Genomic DNA, 24,184 nt, shown 5'->3' with positions numbered 1-24,184 from the left:
GTGTCAGTTCCGTTCGGAGACCAGGCGTTCGGGATCGATCCGGTGTCGTACGACGACGGCCGACCGGTCGAGGTCCCACTGTCCGGGCATGCGGCTGCCGGGCTGCGACACCGCGGCGGCACCCCAGGCCAGGGCCTCGGCAAGGGCGGCGGGCCCCTCGGTGAGGGCCGTCATGTATCCCGCGAGGAGAGCGTCCCCGGCGCCGACGGAGCTGCGTGGTGCGGCGACGGGCTGTTCCCCGTGCAGCGCGGCGGACTCGCCGACCAGCAGGGCGCCGTCGGGACCGAGACTGGCCAGCACCGTCCGGGCGCCGCGCGCACGCAGTACGTTCGCCGCGGTCAGGGCCTCGCCGAGCGTGGTCACCGGCATCCCGGCGGCCTCGGCGAGTTCGGCCCGGTTGGGCTTGACCAGATCCGGACCGGCGGACAGGGCAGCGGCGAACGGGGCGCCGCTGGAGTCGACGGCGATACGCGACGCCCCGCTGCCGCGCAGGCGCGCCACCAGGTAGGCGTACAGGTCGACGGGGGCGCCGGGTGGCAGGTTGCCGGCGAGGGCCACCCACCGGACGCCCTGGGCGGTGGCACAGACGGCTGCGGCGAGCGCGTCGATCTCGGTCGCGGAGAGCCGCGGGCCGGCCGCGTTGAGCTTGGTGACGGTGCCGTCGGGCTCCACGACGCTGAAGTTGACCCGGACGCTGTCGGCGATCGGGACGGTGACCACCTCGACGCCCTCGGCGGCGAGCAACTCGGCGAGCTGTTCGCCCTCGGGGCCACCGCAGGGCAGGACGGCCACCGTCCGGTGACCGCCCGCGGCCAGCGCCCGGGAGACGTTGACGCCCTTGCCGCCCGGGTCGAGCCGGCTGCGGGTGGCACGGATGACCGAGCCGGGCCGCAGGTCCGGAACCTCCAGGGTGCAGTCCAGGCTCGGATTGGGTGTGAGGGTGACGATCACGCGCGCACCAGACGGGAACCGACGGCAGCGGGGCGCCGGTCTGCTCTCCGCACTTCATGTGACCGGCACAACAACACTACCTCTGGCCCGCGAGACCGCAGCTGGAGCGTGTGAGCCGGTTATGCCGTGGGAGCAGGGCGTCCCGGACATGGACGTGCTGGGACTGGGCAAGACGGACGGCCGGAGGGAGCATGGAAGGGCCGGTGGTCGTCGGCTGTGGGCGCGGTGGTGCCGGCAGAGGGCACGTTCCACCGGTGGAGGAGGTCTGGGATGGCAGCGGATTCCTTCCCGTCCAGCGGTGACGAGTACGATCCCGAGCCGTCCCGGCCGATCGGTCTGCTGGATGTGCTGAGCGTGGCGGCGGTGGTCGTCGACTCGGGCGGGCGGATCGTGTTCTGGACGCCTCAGGCGGAGGAGCTCTTCGGCTACACCTCTCAGGAGGCGCTCGGCAGGTATGCGGCGCGGCTGTTCTTCGATCCCGAGCAGTTGCAGGCCGTCACACGTCTGTTCGCGGAAGTGATGGAGACCGGCCGGAGCTGGGCCGGTGCCTTCCCCATCCGGCACAAGGACGGCAGCAGCCGCCTGATGGAGTTCCGGAACATGCGGCTGCTGGACGATCTCGGGGATGTCTACGCGCTCGGCATCGCGGCCGACCACAATCTGCTCCAGCGCGTCGAGACCGATCTTGCGCTGTGCGAGCGGCTGATCAACCAGTCGCCGATCGGTCTGGCCCTCCTCGACCCCGATCTGCGGTATCTCCTGGTCAATCCGGCGCTGGAGCGTATCGACGGCATTGCAGCCGAGGACCACATCGGCCGGGGGCTGCGCGAGACCCTGCCATTTCCCGACGTCGACACCGTCGAGTCCGCGCTGCGTCAGGTCCTCACCACCGGTACCCCGCTGCTCGACCAGTACCACGTGGGCCGGCCCCCGGCCGACCCCGGCCACGAGCACGCCTGGTCCCTCTCCTTCTACCGGCTCGAGGACCCCGGCGGGCGGGTCCTTGGCGCGGCCACCTCGGTCGTCGACGTCACCGAGCGGCACCGGGTGGCCGCCGAGGCCGACCGTGCCCGGCGGCGCCTGGCCCTCATCGCCGACGCCTCGACCCGCGTCGGCACCACGCTGGAGGTGGAGCAGACCGCCCACGAACTGGCCGAGATCGCCGCCCCCGAACTCGCCGACGTGGTCGCCGTGGACATCCTCGACTCCGCCCTGGCCTGCCGTCGCGCCCGCAGACCGGACAACGGCCCGGAGCTCTTCCGCGCCCTCGCCCTCAAGGCGGCCCACCCCACCGTGGCGCTGCGCGCCGCCGACCCGCCCGGTGACCTCACCGCCTACGACGGTGACCGCTTCGTCACCCTGTGCGTGCACACCGGCCGGCCGATCCTGGTACGCCACGTCGGCGACCAGGACCTGCCGAGGATCGCCCGCGACGCCGAGGCCACCACACTCCTGGCCCGCGCCGGCGTCCATTCGTATCTCGCCGTGCCGCTGATCGCCCACGGCGAGGTACTCGGCGCCCTCGACCTCAAGCGCACCCGCAACCCGCTCCCCTTCGACGACGACGATGTCGTCCTGGCCAGTGAGCTGGCCGGCCGTGCCGCCGTGGCCATCGACAACGCCCGCTGGTTCCAGAGCGTGCGCAACACCGCCCTCACCCTCCAGCGCAGCCTGCTGCCCGACCACCCGCCCCGTCACCCCGGTCTCGACCTGGCCTCCCGCTACCAGCCCGCCCAGGCCACCAGCGAGGTCGGCGGCGACTGGTACGACGTCATCCCCCTGGCCCGCGACAGGACCGCTCTGGTCGTCGGCGACGTGATGGGCAACGGCATCGACGCCGCGGCCACCATGGGCCGGCTGCGCACCGCCACCTGTGCCTACGCGGACCTCGACCTCGATCCCGGCGCCGTGCTCAAGCACCTGGACAAGATCACCTGCGATCTGGAGCACTACATCGTCACCTGCCTCTACGCCGTGTACGACCCCCGCACGCGGCGGTGCCACATCGCCAACGCCGGACACATGCCGCCCGCCCTGGCCCGACCGGGCCGCACCCCCGCACTGCTCGACCTGCCGCCCGGAGCCCCGCTCGGCGTCGGCGGCATTCCCTTCGAGACCACCACGGCCCGCCTCGACCCCGGCGACCTGCTCGTCCTCTACACCGACGGCCTCGTCGAGACCCGGCACCACCCCATCGACGACCGCCTGAACGTCCTCCTCAGCTTCCTCGACGCCCCCGACCGGCCCCTGGAAGAGACCTGCGACCTCCTGCTGTACGGCCTGCGCCACCCCGACGACCACGACGATGTCGCCCTCCTCGTCGCCCGGGCCCTGTAGGGCGCACAGGGCGTCTGCCGCACGGGGCGCATCCGTCTTGCCTGTGCCGTGCGCCCGGCGCACGCTGGTCGTATGAGTGACGGCGGCCCCACGCTCATCAGCTCTGTCCAGCGGGCGTTCCGCCTGCTGGAGGCGGTGAGCGCGCATCCGAACGGTGCGCCGGCGAAGCGGCTGGCACGCGAGACGGGCCTGCCCCTGGCCACGGCCTACCACCTGCTGCGGACGCTGGTCCACGACGGATACGTACGCAAGCTGGACGACGGCGGGTTCATCCTCGGCGACAGACTGGAGACGCTGCACACCACGAGTCGTGGGCAGGCGCTGCTCAGCCGTGTCCGTCCGACGCTCGCCGCGCTGCGGGACGAGTTCTCGGCCGCCGCCTACCTCACCTTCTACGAGGAGGGGGAGATCCGGGTCGCGGAGATCGTCGACGGCCCCCGTGCTCCCCGGGTCGATCTCTGGGTGGGGTTCGAGGACGCCGGGCACGCCACCGCGCTGGGCAAGTCCGTGCTGCGCGAGCTGGACGACGACTCCCGCAAGGACTACCTGTCCCGGCACCCGCTCGCCGGCCTCACCCCCAGGACGATCACCCATCCCCCGGAACTGCTCCGCCGGCTCGACTCCTCGCCCATGGCCCCGGCCGTCACGGACCTGGAGGAGTACTCCCTCGGCACGGTCTGCGTCGCGGTGCCGGTCTACAGCGGGAACACGCTCGGCTCGCTCGGTGTGTCCCTGCGGGCCGACCGTATCTCCCGCCTGAAGGAGATCAGAGAACGCCTGATCCCGACCGCGAGCCGCGTGACCAGAGGCCTGTCGCTCACTATCTGAAAAACATCTACTTGTTCTAGTCTGTACCGAACCTGTTTCCTCAACGAAACGGATATTTCAGGAGCGCGCACGCCACGTACAGGTGAGGACAGCGAACAAGACATGAGTCTGGCCCGAGACCATGGTGACGATCACCGGCCGACGCGGCCCTCCCGGAAGCGAGCACACGGTCGAGCGGTGTCGGCCCTGAAGAGCACCGCCGCACAGCTGGCAATCGGTACGCCCGTACTACCCCTGCTGATCGTCTCCGCCATCGTGCTCGTCGACCTCATCGGCGGAGCGGGGATGGCCTGCGTGCCGCTGCTCGCCGCCGGGCCCGCGCTCGCCGCCGCGACCAACGGGCCGCGCGGAGTCCTCTGTGTGGGGCTGCTCGCCACCGCGCTGGGCGCGGCACTCGGCGTCCACGACGGCGCTTCGGACCACGACCTGGCGATCGTCCTGGCCGCCCTGACGGCCGTCACTCTGGCGAGCGGCCTGGCCAGCGCGTTGCGCGAGCGGCGCGAGCGGGTGCTCGCCGCCGTCCGCTCGGTCGCCGAGGCCGCCCAGCATGCGCTGCTCCAGCCCGTGCCGGCGACCGTCGGCCCGTTCCAGGTGGCCGTCCGCTACAGCGCCGCGGCCGCGGAGGCCCGCATCGGCGGCGACCTCTACGCGCTCGTGCCCACGCCCTACGGTGTCCGGCTGATCGTCGGCGACGTGCGCGGCAAGGGACTGCCGGCCGTGGGGACCGCCGCGCTCGTGCTCGGTGTCTTCCGCGAGGCCGCCTACGACGAGCCGGACCTCCTCTCCGTCGTCGGCAGGATCGAGCGGAGCCTGACGCGCAACCTGGGCACCGACGACTTCGTCACCGCCGTGGTCGCCGGCTACCCCCGGCCGGGGCGCCTGGAGGTGGTCAACTGCGGTCACGCACCCCCGCTGCTGGTACGCGACCACGTCGTCATGCCGGTCGAACCCACCCGCCCCACCCCGCCCCTCGGGCTGCGCACGCTCACGGACGAGACCCCCAGTCTCCAGGTACTGCCCTTCACCGACGGAGACCAGTTGCTGCTCTACACCGACGGGGTCACCGAGGCCCGCGACCACCATCGTGAGTTCTACCCGCTCGTCGAGGAGCTGGCGCGGCACACGTCCGACGAGCCGGGGCGCACGCTCGCCGCGCTCCACGACGAACTGCTCACGCATGTGGGCGGCCGGCTGCACGACGACGCGGCCCTGCTCCTGCTCCGCATACCGGCCGCCCATGACACGACAGTCACCAGGCAGCGGCCGGTGCCGCCGCGCGGCCGGGGCGAGGCCGTCGATTCTCCCCGGCTTCCCCGAGGGGAATCGATCGCGTGAGCCGGCCCGGTCCACCGGTTCCCGGCCGGCGAAGCATGACTGACGTTCACAGCAGGGCTCACCGGCGTCCAGCCCGGCCAGGACGTCGAGACCACCTCGTCGGCACCGCACCTGCGCGGCACCGTCGAGGCCGTGTACGACAAGTCCGTCGCCATCCGTACGACGGAGCCCACCACCGGAATCTTCGAGCTCGCCACCATGGAGTGGGGCGGCACCGGAGCGGTCGTCGCCCGCGGCTACCTCTACGGGCCCGCCGGCGCGGCGGTCCGGGACCGCGAGCAGCCCAGCTGGGAGGCCTGGGCCGCGAAGCTGGCCGAGGCGTGACAGCCACGGCGGACCACGGCCCGTACGGCGACCTCCGGGAAGGCTGCCCGTGTGACGATCAACGGAGCTGCGCGGCGAACGCCTCGTACGCCCGCTTGTCGAAGAGAACGAACCTGACCTCCTCGACGGCGGTGTCCGCCGCCCGTACGGTCTCCACCGCAATACGGGCGGCATCCTCCATCGGCCACCCGTAGATCCCGGCGGAGACGGCGGGAAACGCCACCGTACGGGCGCCCAGTTCGTCGGCGACCTGCAGCGACTCCCGATAGCAGGACGCCAGCAGCTCCGAGCGGTCCTCCTCGCGGGTGAAGCGCGGGCCCACGGTGTGGATCACCCATCGGGCGTCCAGGTCGCCCGCGGTGGTGGCGACCGCCTGGCCTGTGGGCAGTCCCCTGGCGTACCGGGATGCGCGCAGGGCGCGGCACTCCTCGAGGATCGCGGGGCCGCCGCGCCGGTGGATCGCACCGTCCACGCCTCCCCCGCCGAGCAGGGAGGAGTTCGCCGCGTTGACGACGGCGTCGACGCTCTCGCACGTGATGTCGCCCTGGACGAGGGTGATGGTGGTGATGCCTCCCCTCTATACCAGCCCGGCAGGGGCGGGCAGGCCGTCACCACGCGACGGGCAGGGTCCGCACCCCGTGCACCGTACTCGTGGACAGGGCGAGGCTCTCGGCCGAGGCGATGAGGCGCAGGGCCGGGAGCCGGTCGAAGAGGGCGAGCAGGCCCAGGCGGAATTCGGCGCGGGCGAGGGACTGGCCGATGCACCGGTGCAGGCCGTGGCCGAAGTCGAGGTGGCCGCTCGCGTCCCGGCGTACGTCGAGGGCGTCGAGGTCGGTGTACAGCGCCGGGTCACGGTCGGCGGCCTGGAGCGCGACCACGACACCGTCGCCCGCGCGGATGCGGACCCGGACAGGTCGACGTCCTGCGTCGCGGCGCGGCGTATCCCGGAGTGGATGACGGTCAGGTGCCGCAGGAGTTCCTCCACCGCCCCCGGCCACAGGGACGCGTCGGCGCGCAGTCGTGGCCGGAACCCACACCGGCGCACCGGCAATCTCGTGCCGGCTGAGCGCCATCAGCGTGCCGGTATGGACGCCGACCAGCGCGGCAGGCACGGCGGCCCGGCGCACCGCGACGCCGACCGATCCGCCGCCCGGTCCGGAGGCAGTCGCTCCGGCCAGGAGCCGAGGGTGCGACAAAGAAGACACTGGTTTTCCTTACCGCGAGGCCCGAACTCCCGGTGCGCATGGACCATTTGGCCAGGCTCACGGCTTCTGCCGCAGCCGCCTCCACACCGCCTTCGCGGCGTTGTGCCCCGACATGCCGTGCACACCGGGTCCCGGCGGGGTGGCCGACGAGCAGATGTAGACGGCCGGGTGCGGGGTGCCGTACGGGAACAGGGACAGCCGGGGGCGCAGCAGGAGTTGGAGCCCGGAGGCCGCGCCGGAGGCGATGTCGCCGCCGACGTAGTTGGCGTTGCGGGCGGCGAGTTCGGGCGGGCCGGCGGTCGCGCGGGCGAGGACGCGGTCGCGGAAGCCGGGGGCGAAGCGCTCCAGCTGGCGCTCGATGGCGTCGGTGAGGTCGCCGGTCCAGCCGTTGGGGACGTGGCCGTACGCCCAGAAGGTGTGCTTGCCGGCTGGGGCGCGGCTGAGGTCGGCGACGCTGGGCTGCACGGTGATGAGAAACGGCGCGTCGGGGGCGCGGCCCTCCCGGGAGGCCGCGCGCAGGGCGGTGCCGATCTCCGTGCTGTCGGCGCCGATCTGGACGGTGCCCGCTCTGCGGGCCTCCGTCGCGGTCCACGGGACGGGGCCGTCCAGCGCGTAGTCGATCTTGAAGGCTCCGGGGCCGTACCGGTAGCCGTCGTAAGTGCGGCCGAAGCCGGCGATCCGGGCCAGGGCGGTCGGTGAGGTGTCGAAGACGTACGCGCGCGCGGGCGGCAGGTCGTCGAGCCGCTTGACCTCGTAGTCGGTGTGGACGGCGCCGCCGAGGTCCTTGAGGTAGGCGGCCAGGGCGTCGGAGACGGCCTGGGAGCCGCCGCGGGCGACGGGCCAGCCGCGGGCGTGTGCGGCGAGCGCGAAGACCAGGCCGATGGCGCCGGTGGCGAACCCGCCGAGCGGCGCCATGACGTGCGCGACGAGCCCGGCGAACAGCGTTTTGGCCTTCTCGTCGCGGAAGCGGCGCATCAGCCAGGTCGACGGGGGCAGGCCGACGAGGCCGAAGCGGGCGAGGGTGACCGGGTCGCGGGGCAGTGCGGTCATCGGCAGGGACATGAAGTCCCGGGCCAGGGTGTCCCACCGGGGCAGGAAGGGCGCGACGAGTCTGCAGTACGCGCCCGCGTCGCGCGGGCCGAAGGAGGCGGCGGTCTCGGCGACCGACCGGGACAGCACGGCCGCGGTGCCGTCCGGGAAGGGGTGGGCCATGGGCAGCTCGGCGTGCAGCCACTGGAGGCCGTAGCGCTCCAGGGGCAGGGCGCGGAAGGCGGGTGAGTTGATGCCGAGTGGGTGCGCGGAGGAGCACGGGTCGTGCCGGAAGCCGGGCAGGGTGAGCTCTTCGGTACGGGCGCCGCCGCCGATGCCGTCGCGCGCCTCGAAGACGGCGACGGAGAAGCCGCGGCGGGCCAGCTCCACGGCGGCCGTCAGCCCGTTCGGCCCCGCACCCACCACGACCACATCGAGCATCGACGGCACCTTCGGACTCCTTCGTCAGCCGACGGCCACTGGGGATCAGGATATGCCGGAGCACCGACGAGTCCGGGTGGCGGGTGGTCTCGGGGAGCGAGGGACCGCGTGCGGGGCGTCGCCGTGGGTGGTGTGTCAGGCCTGGGCCAGGAGCGCGGCCACCCGACGGGCCGTGGTCGCGTCGCGGGCCGCGGTGAACGGCAGGGCGTTGCCGCCCGTGATGCGGAACGGCTCGCCCGTGCGGGTCAGGTGGGCGCCGCCCGCCTCCTCGACCAGCAGCAGGCCCGCCGCGTGGTCCCACGCCGCTTCCCAGGAGAACCCCGTCGCGTCCAGCTCGCCACGCGCGACGGCGAGATACTCCAGGCCCGCCGAGCCGCAGGCACGCGGTGCCACGCCGTCCGTCCACAGGCCGAGCAGGGCGCGCTTCTGTTCGTCCGTGGTGTAGTCCGGATGAGACGTGGCCACCCGGAGGTCCCGGCCGGGGCCGGGCGCGCCGGCGTGCAGCCGCTCGCCGTCGTGGAAGGCGCCCTTGCCCCGCACGGCCGTGGCGAGTTGGTCGCGGGCCGGTACGTACGTCCAGGAGGCGTGCAGGACGCCGCCCTGCGCGAGCGCGACCAGGGTGCAGAACCCGTCCTCGCCGCGCACGAACTGCCGGGTCCCGTCGACGGGGTCGACGATCCACACCGGGGCCTCGCCCCGTATCGCCTCGTACGACGCCGGGTTGGCGTGCACCGCCTCCTCGCCGACGACGACGGAGCCGGGCAGGAGGGCGCCGAGCGCCTCGGTGAGGTACAGCTCGGCCTTGCGGTCGGCGTCCGTCACCAGGTCGTGCGGCCCGGCCTTCTGGTCGACCTCGTGCGCGGCGAGCTGCCGCCAGCGCGGCATGATCTCCTGGGCGGCCGCCTTACGGACCGCTTCCTCCACGTCGGAGGCATGCCGGGCGAGAAACTCGTCGATGGTTTCGTTGTCTTCGATCATGTGTCCATGAGAGCACGCGACACTGACAATCCCCACCCGGCCGGTGCACTCCGGGTGGAATCGGCATGAACACGCCGGGCCCGAGCCGGCTCCCCGCGGACTCAGCGCCCCACCGCGTACCCCTGCATCCCGCGCGGGTTCGCCGCCGCCGACAGGATGCCCGTCTGCGGGTCCCGCGCGACCGCGCACAGCCGGCCCTCCGACCAGGCGTCGCCGACCGTCACGTCGTGGCCGCGGCGGCGCAGCTGCTCGATGACCTCCACGTCCATGCGGGCCTCCACGGTGACGCTCCCGGGGCGCATGCCGCGCGGGTAGAAGGAGCCGGGGAAGCTGTCGTTGTGCCAGTTCGGGGCGTCGATCGCGCCCTGGAGGTCAGGGCCGCCGCGCACCTCGCCGCGCAGCGCGACCGCCAGGAAGAAGTGCAGCTGCCACTGGTCCTGCTGGTCCCCGCCGGGCGTGCCGAACGCCATGACCGGCACGCCGTCACGCAGCGCGATGGAGGGCGTGAGGGTGGTGCGGGGGCGGCGGCCGGGCGTCAGCGAGTTCGGCAGGCCCTCCTCAAGCCAGGTCATCTGGAGCCGGGTGCCGAGCGGGAAGCCCAGTTCGGGCACGACGGGGTTGGACTGGAGCCAGCCGCCGCTGGGCGTGGCCGCGATCATGTTGCCCCAGCGGTCGACGACGTCGAGGTGGCAGGTGTCGCCGCGGGTGGCGCCGTCGGCGGTGACGTCCGGTACGCCCGGCACGGGGGACGTGGGGCCCTTGGCGACGGTCGGCTCGCCGATGCCCAGCGCGTCGCAGCCGGGTCCGGCGGTGGCCGCCATTCGCGCGTGGGCGCACAGTCGCGGGGCGCGCCCGCCGGGGCTGCCCGGCCGCAGCTCGTGGGAGGCATTCTCCCCCACGAGCTCGCGCCGCGCGGCGTTGTACCCGTCCGACAGCAGGTCGCCGAGCGGCACCTCGGCGGCGTCCCCGTACCAGGCCTCCCGGTCGGCCAGGGCGAGCTTGCAGCCCTCGATCAGCAGGTGGACGTAGTCGGCGGAGCCGTACCGGGGCAGCTCGGGCGGGAGCAGCGCGAGCTGCTGGAGCAGGACCGGGCCCTGGCTCCAGGGACCCGCCTTGCACACTGTCCAGCCGTTCCAGTCGTACGTCGCCGGCGTCTCGTAGGCCGCGGACCAGCCGGCGAGGTCGGCGGCGGTCAGGGTGCCGGTGTGGCGCTCGCCGCTGGTGTCCATGGTGGGCCGCTCGGCCTGCCGTACGAGCGCCTCGGCGATGAAGCCGGTGCGCCACACCTCCCGCGCGGCCTCGATCTGCGCCTCCCGGTCCCCCGCCCCGGCGACCTCGGCGAGCAGGCGCTTCCAGGTGACAGCGAGCGCGGGATTGCGCAGCAGCTCGCCGGGCCGGGGGGCCTTCCCGCCCGGCAGGTACACCTCCGCCGACGAGGTCCACTCCGTCTCGAACAGCTCGCGCACGGTCTCGACGGTCTCGCCGACCCGCTCCACGGGCGCGTGCCCGTGCTCGGCGTATCCGATGGCGTACTGCAGGATGTCGGCGAGGGACTTCGTGCCGTGGTCGCGCAGCAGGAGCATCCAGGCGTCGAACGCGCCGGGCACGGCGGCGGCGAGCGGCCCGGTGCCGGGGACGAGCTCCAGCCCCAGCCCTCTGTAGTGGGCGACGGTGGCCCCGGCCGGGGCCACGCCCTGTCCGCACAGCACCCGCGCCTCGCCGCCCGCCGGGGCGAGCAGGATCGGCACCTCACCGGCCGGCCCGTTCAGGTGCGGCTCGACGACATGCAGCACGAACGCGCCCGCCACGGCCGCGTCGTAGGCGTTGCCGCCGTCCTCCAGCACCGCCATCGCCGACTGCGAGGCCAGCCAGTGCGTGGAGGACACCATGCCGAAGGTGCCCTGGAGGGTAGGGCGGGTGGTGAACACGGGCGGACTCCTCACTGCGCGGCGAACGATCTTGCGATCGTACGCACGGCGGAAGCTGCCCGGGAGTGGTCAGAACTCCGAGGTGTCGAGCTCCAGGTCGAACGGTTCGGGCAGGGGTACGGGCGTTCCGAAGGGAAGCGGGCTCTCGATCTTGGTGTAGCCGAGCTCGCCAGGGGCTGCGTAGAGGGTGCAGGACCGCTCCTGGCGGTCGATGAGCAGGTAGAGCGGGGCGCCGTACTCCGCGTAGCGCCTCCGCTTGACGATGCGGTCCGTGTCGCCGTTGGAATCCGAGGTGACCTCGACGATCAGCAGCGTCTGGTCAGGGGCCAGGGCGCCTCCGCCCTTGGCGAGTTCTTTCGGCACAACGGCCAGATCCGGCACGTACCAGTTGCTCGATCCGGGCAGGTCCAGGTACCACCGTCCCCTGTCTACCGCGATCCGTCACGTCCGCAGGGAGCTCCAGCACGCAGATCACTCCAACCGGTGATCCCCGCCCCGCGCGGCCACCAGCCCCGACTCATACGCGAACACCACGAGTTGCGCCCGGTCCCGCGCCCCCAGCTTCGTCATCGCCCTGCTGATGTGGGTCTTCGCCGTGAAGGGGCTGATGACCATGTGGGCGGCGATCTCCTCGTTGGTGAGGCCGCGGGCGGCCAGGGCGCAGACCTCGCGTTCGCGGCGGGTGAGGCGTTCCAGGCCGGGGGCGGTGGCGCGGTCCGGGGGGCGGGAGACGAACTCGCCGATCAGGGTGCGGGTGACGGACGGGACAGCAGGGCCTCGCCGCGCGCGACCACCTCGATGCCCTGGAGCAGGTCGGCGTCTGGCTGGTGACCGCGACCCGCCCGACGTGACCCGAAGTGACTCGAAGTGACCGGCCCGCGCGCGTGCGGCCGGGCTCCGCGGCCCCTCCCCCACGCGCGCGTACGCCAGGCCCTCGCACCTTCGCACGCCTGGCCCACGCCCGCGCACGCCCCACAAAAAACGCCTGCACACGGGCGAACCACCCGAAACAATCCCACCCGTTGGGCCACGCCTGTCACCGCGCCGGTACGGAGCGAGTTGGCACTTTCGCCCCACAGGGACTCGTGTGACACTGTCGTCCCGTCCGCAGTGCGGACCCCTCCGCACTGTCCACCGTCCCCCACGAGAAGTGCGCCGTGCGTTCCCTTCCTCTGCCGCTCGCCCTGACCGCGCGCCTGTCCCCGGTGGTCGTGCTCGCCGCGGCGGGCTGGGCCCTGTCGTCCGGTCCGGCCGCGACGTCGGACACCGAGAACAAGGCGGCGCCCCAGAACGACTCCCAGTCGTCGCCGACCGCCCCCTCGACGTCCGCGGCGTCGAAGACGTACTCGAGCGCCCCCGCGCCGTGCACGAGCCTGGCCAAGAAGACGATCACCTCGCTCGTCCCGGACGCCAAGACGGGCGGCAAGGAGCTCCCCTCGACGGACAGCAAACTGCGCCGTACATGCTCCTGGAACGCGCTCGACGGGTACGACTACCGCTGGCTCGACGTCTCCTTCGAGATCCTGCAGACGGACGACGCGGCGCAGAAGTCGTACCAGGAACGTGTCCGGAAGAAGAGCGGCGGCGGCGCGGTGCCCGGTCTCGGGAACAGCGCCTACTCCGTCGTGAACCTCACCACCGAGGACAAGCAGCAGACGCGCGAGGGCGAGGTGTACGTCCGGGTCTCCAACGCGGTGGTGGTCGTCACGTACAACGGCAGTGACTTCGAGTCGAAGAAGGCGCCGAGCACGGACGAGATCAACAAGGGGGCCATCAAGGCCGCCAAGGACGCGGTGAGCGCGCTGGGGAGCGCCCAGTAGGACGCTCCCCCGGCGCGGGCGTCCGCCGTCAGGTGTTCTGCCGCTCCCTGCCCCGCATGAGCAGCGCGTACAGCAGCAGCGACGCTCCCATGCCCACCGCCCAGCCGTAGTCGGCTAGCGGCTTGAGGAACGGAATGAGGCCGTCCGCCGGGAACGGCCCGGCCTTGATGCCGTCGCCGTCGACCTTGGAGTACGAGCCGCCGACCGCGAGCACGGCGCCCACGGCGAAGGCCGCCAGGGCCCGCCAGTTCCAGCCGGAGTCGTACCAGTAGCGGCTGTGCGCGCGGTAGAGGCCGGCCAGGTCCAGGTGCGTGCGGCGGATCAGCCAGTAGTCGGCGATGAGGATGCCGGCCACGGTGCCGAGGAGGCCGCCGACCGTGCCGAGCCAGGTGAAGATGTAGATGTCGGGGTTCTCGATCAGCTTCCAGGGGAAAATGATCACGCCGACGCAGCAGGCGATCAGCGCGCCGGTACGGAAGTTGATGAACTTCGGCGCCAGGTTGGACAGGTCGTACGCCGGGCTGACCAGGTTGGCGGCGATGTTCGTGGACAGCGTCGCGAGCAGCAGGACGAACAGCGCGAAGAGCACGCCGATCGTGCTGTCCATCCGGGCGGCGAGCTGGCTCGGGTCCCAGATCGGCTCGCCGTACACGGCCTGCGCGCCCGAGGTGACCAGCACCGACAGCAGCGCGAACACGGCCATGGTGGTGGGCAGTCCGAGCGACTGGCCCCACACCTGAGCCCGCTGCCCGGCGCCGAACCGGGTGAAGTCCGGGATGTTGAGCGAGAGCGTCGACCAGAAGCCGATCATGCCCATCAGCGCCGGGAAGAAGACCTTCCAGAAGTCGGCGCCCCAGCCGAGCTGCGAGGGCTGGTCGAGCAGCGGGCCGAAGCCGCCCGCCTTGTTCGCGATCCACACCAGCAGCGCCACCGCACCGGCCAGCATCAGCGGCGCCGCCCAGTTCTCCAGCCGCCGCACGGCCTCCATGCCGCGCAGGATGATGACGATCTCGACGGCGAAGAAGAGCAGGAAGCACAGCCACTGGGTCCACGGGTAGCCGTCCACCTTGCCGGCGTCGGTCCACCAGCTGCCCGCGCCGGAGAGCTTCCCGGTGAGGAAGTAGATGGACTGGCCGCCGATCCAGGTCTGGATGCCGAACCAGGCACAGGCCACCAGGCCGCGCAGCAGCGCCGGCAGATTGGCACCGCGCAGTCCGAAGGAGGCACGGGCGAGCACGGGGAACGGTATGCCGTACTTCGGTCCCGCGTGGCCGGTGAGCAGCATCGGCAGCAGCACGATGACGTTGCCGAGCGCGATGGTGAGCACGGACTGCTTCCAGTCCATACCTAGCGCGACCAGACCGGCGGCGAGCGTCCAGGAGGGCACGTTGACCGCCATGCCGATCCACAGCGCGGCGAAGTTGTACGTCGTCCAGCGCCGCTCGGCGAGCGGCACGGGACGCAGGTCCTCGTTGGCGTAGGGGCTGTCGGCGGGGAAGGCGTCGGGGGACAGTTCTATCCGGACGTCGGCGGCGCCGCGGGTGGTGGGCGACCCCGTGGGGGCTGTGTCGGTCATGAGCAGGCCAATCGGAGCAGGTGGGACGGGAAAGGCCGTGCGGGGGCCTTGGCCCCTCCCCGGGCGGCGGGGAAGGGAGACAAGGTGGGGGGTCGGTGGAGCGGAAGAGCGGTCGTGCCGTGGTGCGGGGTTCGGTCAGGAGTTGACGGCGGGGATGACGTGCGAGCCGTACGCGTCGATCACGGCTTCCTGCGCGTCGTGCATGTCGTACACGGCGAACTGGTCGACTCCCAGCGCACGCAGCGCGTTCAGTTTCCCGACGTGTTTCTCGACCGGCCCGATCAGGCAGAACCGGTCCACGATCTCGTCCGGCACGAACTGGGTGTCGGGGTTTCCGCTGCGCCCGTGGTGGGAGTAGTCGTAGCCCTGCCGTGCCTTGATGTAGTCGGTGAGCTCCTGCGGTACGACGCTGCCGTCGGCGCCGTACTTGGAGACCAGGTCGGCGACGTGGTTGCCGACCATCCCGCCGAACCAGCGGCACTGCTCGCGCGCGTGGGCGAGGGCGGCGGGCGAGTCGTCCTCGGTGACGTACGCGGGGGCGGCCACGCAGACGGTCACCCGCGCGGGATCACGGCCGGCCGCGACCGCCGCGTCCCTGACCGCCCTGACCATGGACTCGGTCAGGTACGGGTCGGCGAGCTGGAGGATGAACCCGTCGGCCTCCTCACCGGTCATCTTCAGCGCCTTCGGCCCGTAAGCGGCCATCCACACCGGGAGGCGGGCGCCCTCCTTGATCCACGGGATCCGGACGACCGTGCCGCCGCCGAGGTCCGCCTCATCGCCGCTGCCGAGGGCCCGGATGACCTTCATGGCCTCGCTGATGCGGGCCAGGGTGTTGGGTTTGCGGCCGGCGACGCGCATGGCGGAGTCGCCGCGGCCGATGCCGCACACCGTGCGGTTGCCGAACATGTCGTTGAGGGTGGCGAAGGTGGAGGCGGTGACCTCCCAGGTGCGCGTGCCCGGGTTGGTGACCATCGGGCCGACCGTCAGCTTCGTGGTGCCGGCCAGGATCTGGCTGTAGATCACAAACGGTTCCTGCCAGAGCACGGCCGAGTCGAAGGTCCAGCCGTATGTGAAACCGTTGCGCTCCGCGCGTTTCATCAGGCTGACGACCCGCGACGCCGGCGGGTCGGTCTGCAGGACGAGTCCGAAATCCATGTGTCCCATCGCGCCCTTCCTAGTTGAGGTACTGACAGGTGGAGCGCGGGGTGTAGACGCCGTGACCCGCATGTCCGGTGTACTTCCGCTCGGTGATGACGAGTTCGCCGCGCGAGAGCACGGTCTCGACGCGGCCGGTGACGCGCTTGCCCTCGTACGCCGAGTAGTCGACGTTCATGTGGTGCTCTGAAGCGGACATGACCTGCTCGGCCTGCGGGTCGTAGATGACGACGTCGGCGTCGGCGCCCGGGGCGATGGTGCCCTTCTTCGGGTACAGGCCGAACATCCGCGCCGGGGTGGCGCAGGCGATCTCGATCCAGCGGCGGCGGCTGATGTGCCCGTCGAGGACGGCCTGGTGGAGCAGGTCCATGCGGTTCTCGACGCCCGGCAAGCCGTTGGGGATCTTGGAGAAGTCGCCGCGGCCCAGCTCCTTCTGGCCGACGAAGCAGAAGGGGCAGTGGTCGGTGGAGACCACCTGGAGGTCGTTGGTGCGCAGTCCCTTCCACAGCTGGGCCTGGTGTTCGCGCGGCCTCAAAGGAGTGCTGCACACGTACTTGGCGCCCTCGAAGTCGGGCTCCGCGAGGTTGTCGGTGGACAGGAACAGGTACTGCGGGCACGTCTCGCCGAAGACGTTGAGCCCCTCGTCGCGTGCCCTGGCCAGCTCGGCGACTGCCTCCGTCGCCGAGACGTGCACGACGTACAGGGGGGCGCCGGCCACCTGGGCGAGCTTGATGGCTCGGTGGGTGGCCTCGGCTTCGAGGAGCACCTTGCGCACTTCCCCGTGGTAGCGCGGGTCGGTCTCGCCGCGGGCCAGTGCCTGCTCCACCAGTACGTCGATCGCGATGCCGTTCTCGGCGTGCATCATGATCAGGCCGCCGTTCTCGGCGGAGCGCTGCATGGCGCGCAGGATCTGGCCGTCGTCGCTGTAGAAGACGCCGGGGTAGGCCATGAACTGCTTGAAGGAGGTGACGCCCTCCTCCACCAGCAGGTCCATCTCCTTGAGCGTCTCCGCGTTCACATCGGAGACGATCATGTGGAAGCCGTAGTCGATGGCGCAGTTGCCCTCGGCCTTGGCGTGCCAGGCGTCCAGGCCTTCCCGCAGGGTGTGTCCGACGCTCTGCACCGCGAAGTCGACGATGGTCGTCGTACCGCCCCAGGCGGCGGCGCGGGTGCCGGTCTCGAAGGTGTCGGAGGCGTGCGTGCCGCCGAACGGCAGCTCCATGTGGGTATGGGCGTCGACGCCGCCCGGGATGACGTACTTTCCGGTCGCGTCGATGACCCGGTCGGCCGCGAAGGTCTCGGCGGCCGGGGTGCCGGAGGCGGCGAGGGCGGCGATGCGGCCGTCCTCGATCAGGACGTCGGCGTGGATCTCGTCGGACGCGGTGATGACGAGGCCACCGCGGATGACGGTACGGCTGCGGCTGCGGCTGCTCATGCTCCCTCTCCTACGTTGATGATCCGGTGGGTTGCGGATTCCGGGCTCTGCGGGCCGTCCGTGGCTGGTCGCGCCCGCGCGGCGGAGCCGCATATCGAACACAGCCCCGCGCCCCTTTCGGGGCGCGGTCACTGCACCCCGTTGTCAGGGAGCCGTCAGCGGCCCGTACGCGCCCGGGGCGCGGTCCCGGTAGAACTGCCAGCGGTCGCGGACCTCGCGGAGCTTGGCCAAGTCCAGGTCGCGGACGACCAGTTCGGTCTCCTTGTCGCTCGCCGGCTCGCCGACGAACTGGGCCTGGGGGTCCACGAAGTACGAGGTCCCGTAGAAGTCGTTTTCCCCGTACTCCTCCACGCCGACCCGGTTGATGGCGCCGACGAAGTACTCGTTGGCGACGGCCGCCGCCGGCTGTTCCAGTTGCCACAGGTAGGCCGACAGCCCGCGCGAGGTGGCCGACGGATTGAACACGATCTCGGCGCCCGCGAGGCCGAGCGCCCGCCAGCCCTCCGGGAAGTGGCGGTCGTAGCAGATGTATACCCCGATCTTGCCGACGGCCGTCTCGAAGACCGGCCAGCCGCTGTTGCCGGGGCGGAAGTAGAACTTCTCCCAGAAGCCCTTGACCTGCGGGATGTGGGTCTTGCGGTACTTGCCGAGGTAGGAGCCGTCCGCGTCGATCACGGCCGCGGTGTTGTAGAGGACACCGGGCTGCTCCTCCTCGTACATCGGCAGGACGAGGACGATGCCCAGTTCTTTGGCGAGCGCCTGGAAGCGCTTCACGATCGGGCCCTCGGGGATCTGCTCGGCGTACTCGTAGAACGCGGGGTCCTGGACCTGGCAGAAGTACGGTCCGTAGAACAGCTCCTGGAAGCAGAGGACTTGGGCGCCCTGCGCGGCGGCGTCGCGGGCCGCCTGCTCGTGCACCCGGATCATGGATTCCTTGTCGCCGGTCCAGGCGGTCTGGAAGAGGGCGGCACGGATCACTGGGCTCATCGGGACCTCCGGTCGCTCGGTGTGCGGCGAGCCTAGGAAGTCCGGATGTCCTGTTTGAGTTGCACGGTGTCACGTCTGCGCGGGCGCGGCGTGCCACCGTGTCACCCTGCCGTGGGTCCATGTTTCACCGCCGTTTTCCCAGGTAGTGCGGTGTTTCCGCGCTGTTTCGCCGTGCTGTTTCAGCATGCCGTGTCACCCCTGTTGCGCATCGTGCGCGAGGAGTGCGATGTGCACCGAGGCGGCCTGTTCGAAGTCGTCGAGGTCCACGCCGAGGCGTAGCTGTATGGCCTCCAGGCGGCGGTAGAGCGCGGGCCGGGAGACGTGGTGGAGCTGGGCGGTGCGGGACTTGTTGCGGCCGGTGGCCAGGTAGGTGCGCAGCACGGCGAGCAGCGCCCCCGTCTCTTCGTCCCGCCCGTCCAACAGCCCGTCCAGCTCCCGCTCCGCGAAGGACTGCACGTACGGGTCGTCGCGCAGCAGCCGGACCAGGCCGCGCAGGTGGACGTCCCTGAGGCGGACGACGGCCGGCAGCTCGAGGGCGTGCGCGGAGTCGGCGACGGCGTCCGCGACGTGCTGTGCCTCGCGCAGGCCCGCGGGTACGTCGTCCCAGGCGGTGCGGGCGTCCGCGGCGGCGACGACGGTCCCGGGTCCCGACCGCAGGCGGGTCGCGAAGTGGGCGGTGAGCGCCTCGGCGTCCTGGTCGCGGGCGAGGCTGAGCAGCACCGCGGTGGCCCCGTCGGCGAGTTCGGCGACCAGCCCGGACAGCCCCAACAGCCGTAGGACGCGGTCCAGTTGGGCGGGTTGCCGGTCGCGTACGACGAGCGGCACGAAGGTGCGCCGGTTGACCGGCAGTCCGGCCGCGCGCGCCCGGGGCAGCAGCTGCCGGGCCGGTACGATCCCGCTGGCCAGGTCGGTCAGCAGGCTCTGCGCGGACTGCTCCTCCCAGGTGCACGCGGCGTTGCCGCCGAGCATGCGGTGCAGGACGAGGGCCTCGGCGGCGCGGTCGGCGAGCAGCCGCCCGGCGGCTCGGTCGCCGCGGTAGCCGCACAGCACGATCCGGCCCCACCGCTCCCCGCGCCCGCCCAGCTCGGCGCGGACCCAGCCGTCGCCCACGGCGGCGCCGGCCTGCCGGGCGATGCGCTCCCAGTCGCGCAGCACATCGTCCACCGCGGGCCGCTCCCCCGCCGTGGCCAGCACGCGGTGGGCGAGGTTGGCCACGACGACGGGGCAGGCGCTGTGCCGGGCGACCTCGTCGAGGAGGCGTTGCAGCGGGGCTCCCGCGGTGATGAGCGCGGTGAGTTCGGTGCGTACGGCCTCCGACAGGCTCACGGCGGCGAACTTGCGCCGCACGAGCCGCGCCTGGACCTCCTCCGTGAGCTGGGCGAAGGGGAAGGGCCGGTGCAGGACGACCAGGGGCAGCCCGCACCGCTCGGCGGCCCGGCGCATCACGTCCGGCGGGTCCGTGAACGCGCGGCCGAGGCCGAGGACGACGGCCGACGCCTCCGCGCGGTGCAGGGAGCGGATGTACTCGGCCTGTTTCTCCTCGTCACCGGCGAGCAGTACCCCGGTGGTGAGGACCATCTCGCCACCGCTGAGCATCACGCCGACGTCGGTGGCCTCGGCGACGTGCACCCAGCGCACCGGCCGGTCGAGCTGGCCCGCGCCGGCCACCACCTCGGGCTCCCCGGCCAGCACGCGTTCCAGCGTGAGGACCTGGCGGACCGACAGGGCCGGTTCCAGGGGCTCCCAGATGTCCGAGGTGGTGGTCATGGCAGCGGTCCCTTGCTCACACGGGTTCACATGGCTGCTACGTGAGGCTCCGCAGAGCGCGTTCGAGGATCGCGGCGCCCTCCTCGGCCTCCGCGACGGTCAGGGACAGCGGCGGGGCGACGCGCAGGGCGCTGGTGTTGTGCCCGCCACCCTTGCCGATGAGCAGGCCGCCCGCGCGGGCCGCCTCCAGCACCGCGGACGCGGCCTCGGGATCGGCCTCGTCGGTCCCCGGTTTGGTCAGCTCGATGCCGATCATCAGCCCGCGCCCGCGCACCTCGCGCACCTCGCGCACCTGCGCGGCCACGCCCCGCAGCCGCTCGAGGAGCAGTCCGCCCACGCGCCGTGCGTTGCCCTGGAGGTCGTGTTCCAGCAGGTACGACAGGTTGGCGAGGCCCGCCGCCATGGTGATCTGGGTGCCGCCGAACGTGGAGATGCTGTTGGAGTCCAGGCAGTTCATGATCTCGGCGCGGGCCACGACGCCGCCGATGGACATGCCGTTGCCGATGCCCTTGGCGAAGGTGAGCATGTCCGGCGGACCGTTCTGCCCGTGCGCCTGCCAGCCCCAGAAGTGGTCGCCGGTGCGGCCCCAGCCGGTCTGCACCTCGTCGGCGATCCACAGGACGCCCCGCTCCTGGAGCACCTCGCGGAAGGCCGCGTACAGGCCGTCCGGCGGGGAGGTGAAGCCGCCGACGCCCTGGATCGGCTCGGCGATCAGTGCCGCGGGCGGGCGGGTGTGGCCGAGCAGGTCCTTCAGGTCGTCGACGCAGGCCGCGATGAACTCGTCGTCGCTCAGTGCCGCGTACGGGCCGCGTGTGCGCACGCCGCCGTGCACGTACAGCGTCTGGAGCGGGGACAGCGAGGTCGGTGACCAGCCCTTGTTACCGGTGATACCGACCGTGCTGAACGAGCGCCCATGGTAGCTGTTGCGCATGGCCAGGATCTGGTTGCTGCGCCGGTACGTCGTGGCGAGCAGCAGGGCGGTGTCGTTGGCCTCGGTGCCGGAGGTGGTGAAGAACACCCGGGCATCCGGGATGCCGCTCAACTGGGCGACGCGCTCGGCGAGTTCGACCATCGGCCGGTTGAGGTACAGGGTCGAGGAGTGGATGATCCGGCCCGCCTGCTCACTCACCGCCTTGGTCACCTCGGGCAGCGCGTGCGCGGTCATCGTGGTGAGGATGCCGCCGAAGAAGTCGAGGTAACGCTTTCGCTCGGCGTCCCAGACGTGCCGTCCCTCACCGTGCGTGATCTCGAGGGGGTCCTCGTAGTAGAGGGCGAGCCAGTCGGGCAGCACGCCCCGGTGGCGGCCCATCAGGTCCTTCGTCACGGCTGCACCAGCCCCTCGTACGCGTCCGGCCGGCGGTCCCGGTAGAAGGCCCATTGCTGCCTGACCTCCTCGATGAGGTCGAAATCGAGGTCACGGACCACGAGTTCCTCCTTGCTGTCACTGGCGACGTCACCCACGAACTGCCCGCGCGGGTCGACGAAGTAGCTCGTCCCGTAGAAATCGTTGTCGCCGTACTCCTCCTGGCCCACGCGGTTGATCGCGGCGACGAAGTACTCGTTGGCGACGGCCGCCGCAGGCTGCTCGAGCCGCCACAGGTACGACGACAGGCCGCGGTGGGTGGCGGACGGGTTGTAGACCAACTGGGCGCCGTTGAGGCCGAGTTGCCGCCAGCCCTCCGGGAAGTGCCGGTCGTAGCAGATGTAGACGCCGACCTTGCCGACGGCGGTGTCGAAGACCGGCCAGCCGGCGTTGCCGGGGCGGAAGTAGAACTTCTCCCAGAAGCCCTTGACCTGCGGGATGTGGTGCTTGCGGTACTTGCCGAGGATGATGCCGTCGGCGTCGATCACGACCGCGGTGTTGTAGTAGAAGCCCGACTGCTCGACCTCGAACACCGGCGCGACGATCACCATGCCGGTCTCTCGGGCGAGCGACTGCATACGACGGACGGTCGGACCGTCGGGGACCGGTTCCGCCCAGCGGTAGTGCTCGGGATCCTGGACCTGGCAGAAGTAGGGCGCGTTGAAGACTTCCTGGAAGCCGATGATCCGGGCACCCCGCCGGGCCGCCTCGCGGGCGTGCTCCTCGTGTTTCGCCAGCATGGACTCCGTGTCGCCGGTCCAGGTGGCCTGGACCAGAGCGGCACGTACGACGTTGGCCATGAGCTGCTCCTTCGACGGTGACGCCAGCGCCTCTACGCCCGTAGAAGGGTGGTAGAGGGACGAACGTAAGCCTCCGGGACGGGCTTGCCAAGACCATCGTCGTCAACCCGCGGAGTCGATCACGTTTCACACTCCTGCGGGTGAGCCGTGCGGAGTACGAAGGTGCCGGTCAGGCGGTGAATCCGGCGACCCTGAGGGCGTGCACGAGGTCCCAGTGCCGCTCGTCGGAGACGCCCCGGGCGGCGTCCAGCAGGAGCGGTACGAGGGTCCGCGGGTCGGGGGCCGCGCTGCGGGCGGCCTCCTCGGGGGTGCGGACGCGGACGTAGGCGTCGAGGAGTGCGCCCACCTCGCGCTGCCGCCCCTGACCGGCCAGCTCCAGTACGGCCCGCCCGATCTCGCCGGCGGGCCGCGCCACGCCCTGCCGCAGGATCTGCTGCCCGTCGTCGTCCCGCCCGGCCGCGACCAGTGCGTCGGCGGCGGCCACCAGCCGGTCGGCGGGCAGGGAGGCGGCCTCCCAGAGCAGGGTCGCCCAGTCGGCGCCCAGCCCGGCGCGCTGCAGTTCGGCGGCGAGCAGCGGGAAGCGGCCGGCGGGCCAGTACGCGGCGTCGACGAGCAGCGCGTGCGCCTCCCCGCTGCGCCCCTCCTTCCGCAGCCGCGCCAGCGTCTCGACGGCCGCCCCGACCTCGCGCCGGTCCCCCGCGTGCACCGTCTCGGCCTGCGGCGCCTCCACCGGCTCCACCACCTCGGCCAACTCCGCGGCCCCGGCGAACCGCGCCCCGCGCAGGGTACGCCCGGTGGCGGCGGCAGGCGGCTCGGGCAGACTCGGCACGACGGCCGGCGGCACGGCGACAGGGGCGACGTCCTCCTCGGCCATCCCGGCGAAGCGAGCACTGCCGCGCCGGCGTTTGCGCTGCTTGGGGGCGGCGTCGGCGGGCGGCGCCGGCGAGGCGGAGGACTGGGGGCCGGTGCTTGCCGACGGGGAGGGGGCGTAGGGCTCGCGGGCGTCCTCGGAGGGGCTGTATCGGGCGCGGCTGTCGGCGGGTCCCTGGCCGCCGGTCCCGGTACCCCACCGGTCCCCGCGCTCCGCCGGCGCACTCGGCCCGTACCGGCCACCACGCTGCCGCGGCATCGTCGGACCACCGGCGTCGTACCGGTCACGCCCGCCCGGACCCGAGTCGTGCACAGACCGCGACCCGGTGCGGTACTGACCCTGCCCGCCTGGGCGCGCGGCCTCCGGCGAGGTCCCGGCGCCGGCGTCGTACACAGACCGCGTCCCCGTGCCGTACGCATCACGGCCGCGCGGTCCGCCATCCCCCGGCGAGGCCTCCGTGTCGATGTGGACCACCTCCCCGTCCCCGTCGGCGGGGTGTGGCCCCCGTGCCTGGCCGCCGAGCGCGCGGTGGTCCAGCTCGGTCATGCGGGCGCGCAGTTCGGCGCAGCGTGCGGTCGCGCGGGCGTGGTCGTCGCGGGCCCAGGCGAGGTCGATGCGCAGGGCGTCGGCCTCCTCGCGGGTGGTGGCGGAGGCGAGCCGGCGGCCCAGTTCGGCCTGGCGTTCGGCGGCGTGCTTCTGCTCCCGGAGCATCACGACGAGCCGGTCACCGAGGGCGTCCCGGGAACCGGGCCGGGCGTCGTACGCGGCGAGCGCGGCCGTGTGCAGGGCGCGGGCCCGTTCGGCCTCGGGGCGGGCGGCGCCGGGACCGTACTCCGCGGCGAGGTCCTGCAGCAGCGCCTCCACCACATCCCACGGCGGCACCTCACGCCCGTCGAGACAGGCCTGCATCCCCTCCGGGTCACGCTGCCAGAACACCGCGCACCAGCCGCCGCCCGGGTCGAGGCGCACCAGGAGGCCGTCCAGGTAGTTCACGAACTCCTGTACAGCGACCGGGAGTTGTCCCACTGCCATTCGCCAACTCCCGCCAGAC

The 24,184-nt window shown here is 72.1% G+C and carries 19 protein-coding genes and 2 pseudogenes; 5 read left to right on the top strand and 16 right to left on the bottom strand.

Going from position 1 to position 24,184, the window contains the following annotated elements; translation table 11 throughout:
* Nucleotides 1-3: 3 nt before the first annotated feature.
* A complete protein-coding gene (locus tag H8R17_RS17570; protein WP_187824142.1) occupies nt 4-951 on the bottom strand; it encodes a 1-phosphofructokinase family hexose kinase in 948 nt (315 codons plus the stop codon).
* Nucleotides 952-1,221: 270 nt separating this feature from the next.
* On the opposite strand from H8R17_RS17570, the gene H8R17_RS17565 reads away from it, so the two are divergent.
* The 4 genes from H8R17_RS17565 to H8R17_RS17550 all read left to right on the top strand — a co-directional run bounded on the left by H8R17_RS17565 (nt 1,222) and on the right by H8R17_RS17550 (nt 5,775).
* A complete protein-coding gene (locus tag H8R17_RS17565; protein WP_187824141.1) occupies nt 1,222-3,288 on the top strand; it encodes a SpoIIE family protein phosphatase in 2,067 nt (688 codons plus the stop codon).
* Nucleotides 3,289-3,360: 72 nt separating this feature from the next.
* Nucleotides 3,361-4,116, top strand: coding sequence for an IclR family transcriptional regulator (locus H8R17_RS17560; protein WP_187824140.1), 756 nt, complete (start codon nt 3,361-3,363; stop codon nt 4,114-4,116).
* A gap of 102 nt (nt 4,117-4,218) precedes the next feature.
* The gene (locus tag H8R17_RS17555) at nt 4,219-5,451 is read left to right on the top strand and encodes a PP2C family protein-serine/threonine phosphatase (protein WP_187824139.1); all 1,233 of its coding nucleotides are present in this window, start codon (nt 4,219-4,221) and stop codon (nt 5,449-5,451) included.
* Nucleotides 5,452-5,583: 132 nt separating this feature from the next.
* Nucleotides 5,584-5,775 (top strand): hypothetical protein, encoded by a 192-nt coding sequence (locus tag H8R17_RS17550; protein WP_187824138.1) that lies wholly within the window; start codon nt 5,584-5,586, stop codon nt 5,773-5,775.
* A 58-nt stretch (nt 5,776-5,833) separates the two neighbouring features.
* Here the strand turns inward: H8R17_RS17550 and H8R17_RS17545 are convergent, their stop codons facing one another.
* The 7 genes and pseudogenes from H8R17_RS17545 to H8R17_RS48685 all read right to left on the bottom strand — a co-directional run.
* Nucleotides 5,834-6,343: an O-acetyl-ADP-ribose deacetylase gene (locus tag H8R17_RS17545; RefSeq protein ID WP_187824170.1), complete on the bottom strand. Its 510-nt coding sequence runs from the start codon at nt 6,341-6,343 to the stop codon at nt 5,834-5,836.
* Between the two features lie 40 nt (nt 6,344-6,383).
* Complete coding sequence (locus H8R17_RS17540; protein WP_187824137.1) at nt 6,384-6,653, bottom strand: cytochrome P450; 270 nt, start codon at nt 6,651-6,653, stop codon at nt 6,384-6,386.
* A 384-nt stretch (nt 6,654-7,037) separates the two neighbouring features.
* Entirely contained in the window at nt 7,038-8,450 is a 1,413-nt protein-coding gene (locus tag H8R17_RS17535; RefSeq protein ID WP_187824136.1) for an NAD(P)/FAD-dependent oxidoreductase, read from the bottom strand.
* Between the two features lie 135 nt (nt 8,451-8,585).
* Nucleotides 8,586-9,428 (bottom strand): inositol monophosphatase family protein, encoded by an 843-nt coding sequence (locus tag H8R17_RS17530; RefSeq protein ID WP_187824135.1) that lies wholly within the window; start codon nt 9,426-9,428, stop codon nt 8,586-8,588.
* 101 nt (nt 9,429-9,529) lie between these two features.
* Nucleotides 9,530-11,356, bottom strand: coding sequence for a gamma-glutamyltransferase (locus H8R17_RS17525; RefSeq protein WP_187824134.1), 1,827 nt, complete (start codon nt 11,354-11,356; stop codon nt 9,530-9,532).
* A 69-nt stretch (nt 11,357-11,425) separates the two neighbouring features.
* Nucleotides 11,426-11,779, bottom strand: a pseudogene (locus H8R17_RS17520) (Uma2 family endonuclease); the annotation flags it as partial.
* Between the two features lie 48 nt (nt 11,780-11,827).
* Nucleotides 11,828-12,174, bottom strand: a pseudogene (locus tag H8R17_RS48685) (response regulator transcription factor); the annotation flags it as partial.
* Between the two features lie 339 nt (nt 12,175-12,513).
* Between H8R17_RS48685 and H8R17_RS17510 the strand changes: the two are divergent.
* Nucleotides 12,514-13,176: a hypothetical protein gene (locus tag H8R17_RS17510; protein ID WP_187824133.1), complete on the top strand. Its 663-nt coding sequence runs from the start codon at nt 12,514-12,516 to the stop codon at nt 13,174-13,176.
* A 28-nt stretch (nt 13,177-13,204) separates the two neighbouring features.
* Here H8R17_RS17510 and H8R17_RS17505 read toward each other — a convergent pair whose 3' ends face one another.
* The 8 genes from H8R17_RS17505 to H8R17_RS17470 all read right to left on the bottom strand — a co-directional run bounded on the left by H8R17_RS17505 (nt 13,205) and on the right by H8R17_RS17470 (nt 24,165).
* Complete coding sequence (locus H8R17_RS17505) at nt 13,205-14,752, bottom strand: NCS1 family nucleobase:cation symporter-1 (RefSeq protein ID WP_187824132.1); 1,548 nt, start codon at nt 14,750-14,752, stop codon at nt 13,205-13,207.
* Between the two features lie 135 nt (nt 14,753-14,887).
* Entirely contained in the window at nt 14,888-15,910 is a 1,023-nt protein-coding gene (locus tag H8R17_RS17500; RefSeq protein ID WP_187824168.1) for a TIGR03842 family LLM class F420-dependent oxidoreductase, read from the bottom strand.
* Between the two features lie 19 nt (nt 15,911-15,929).
* Complete coding sequence (hydA, locus tag H8R17_RS17495) at nt 15,930-17,345, bottom strand: dihydropyrimidinase (protein ID WP_187824131.1); 1,416 nt, start codon at nt 17,343-17,345, stop codon at nt 15,930-15,932.
* Nucleotides 17,346-17,489: 144 nt separating this feature from the next.
* Nucleotides 17,490-18,332, bottom strand: a complete 843-nt coding sequence (locus H8R17_RS17490) for a nitrilase-related carbon-nitrogen hydrolase (protein ID WP_187824130.1) — start codon at nt 18,330-18,332, stop codon at nt 17,490-17,492.
* Between the two features lie 192 nt (nt 18,333-18,524).
* Nucleotides 18,525-20,099: a PucR family transcriptional regulator gene (locus tag H8R17_RS17485; protein ID WP_187824129.1), complete on the bottom strand. Its 1,575-nt coding sequence runs from the start codon at nt 20,097-20,099 to the stop codon at nt 18,525-18,527.
* A gap of 37 nt (nt 20,100-20,136) precedes the next feature.
* On the bottom strand, nt 20,137-21,423 hold the full coding sequence (locus H8R17_RS17480; RefSeq protein ID WP_187824128.1) for an aspartate aminotransferase family protein: 1,287 nt from the start codon (nt 21,421-21,423) through the stop codon (nt 20,137-20,139).
* Complete coding sequence (locus H8R17_RS17475) at nt 21,420-22,262, bottom strand: nitrilase-related carbon-nitrogen hydrolase (RefSeq protein WP_187824127.1); 843 nt, start codon at nt 22,260-22,262, stop codon at nt 21,420-21,422. The genes H8R17_RS17480 and H8R17_RS17475 overlap by 4 nt, the downstream gene beginning before the upstream one ends.
* Nucleotides 22,263-22,431: 169 nt before the next feature.
* Nucleotides 22,432-24,165 carry a hypothetical protein gene (locus H8R17_RS17470; protein ID WP_187824126.1) on the bottom strand — a complete coding sequence of 578 codons (1,734 nt, stop codon included), beginning with the start codon at nt 24,163-24,165 and terminating at the stop codon, nt 22,432-22,434.
* Nucleotides 24,166-24,184 lie beyond the last annotated feature (19 nt).

The sequence above is a fragment of the Streptomyces sp. TRM68367 genome (genome assembly GCF_014495685.1).
Lineage (GTDB): Bacteria > Actinomycetota > Actinomycetes > Streptomycetales > Streptomycetaceae > Streptomyces.
The sequence above is the reverse complement of the archived record's forward strand: the minus strand, read 5'-3'. Positions and strand labels throughout refer to the sequence as shown.

Coding starts and splice junctions, on each gene's coding strand:
- H8R17_RS17500 (WP_187824168.1), bottom strand. CDS start 15,910: ATGGATTTCGGACTCGTCCTGCAGACCGACCCGCCGGCGTCGCGGGTC.
- H8R17_RS17560 (WP_187824140.1), top strand. CDS start 3,361: ATGAGTGACGGCGGCCCCACGCTCATCAGCTCTGTCCAGCGGGCGTTC.
- H8R17_RS17505 (WP_187824132.1), bottom strand. CDS start 14,752: ATGACCGACACAGCCCCCACGGGGTCGCCCACCACCCGCGGCGCCGCC.
- H8R17_RS17535 (WP_187824136.1), bottom strand. CDS start 8,450: ATGCTCGATGTGGTCGTGGTGGGTGCGGGGCCGAACGGGCTGACGGCC.
- H8R17_RS17565 (WP_187824141.1), top strand. CDS start 1,222: ATGGCAGCGGATTCCTTCCCGTCCAGCGGTGACGAGTACGATCCCGAG.
- H8R17_RS17485 (WP_187824129.1), bottom strand. CDS start 20,099: ATGACCACCACCTCGGACATCTGGGAGCCCCTGGAACCGGCCCTGTCG.
- hydA (WP_187824131.1), bottom strand. CDS start 17,345: ATGAGCAGCCGCAGCCGCAGCCGTACCGTCATCCGCGGTGGCCTCGTC.
- H8R17_RS17490 (WP_187824130.1), bottom strand. CDS start 18,332: ATGAGCCCAGTGATCCGTGCCGCCCTCTTCCAGACCGCCTGGACCGGC.
- H8R17_RS17470 (WP_187824126.1), bottom strand. CDS start 24,165: ATGGCAGTGGGACAACTCCCGGTCGCTGTACAGGAGTTCGTGAACTAC.
- H8R17_RS17555 (WP_187824139.1), top strand. CDS start 4,219: ATGAGTCTGGCCCGAGACCATGGTGACGATCACCGGCCGACGCGGCCC.
- H8R17_RS17475 (WP_187824127.1), bottom strand. CDS start 22,262: ATGGCCAACGTCGTACGTGCCGCTCTGGTCCAGGCCACCTGGACCGGC.
- H8R17_RS17530 (WP_187824135.1), bottom strand. CDS start 9,428: ATGATCGAAGACAACGAAACCATCGACGAGTTTCTCGCCCGGCATGCC.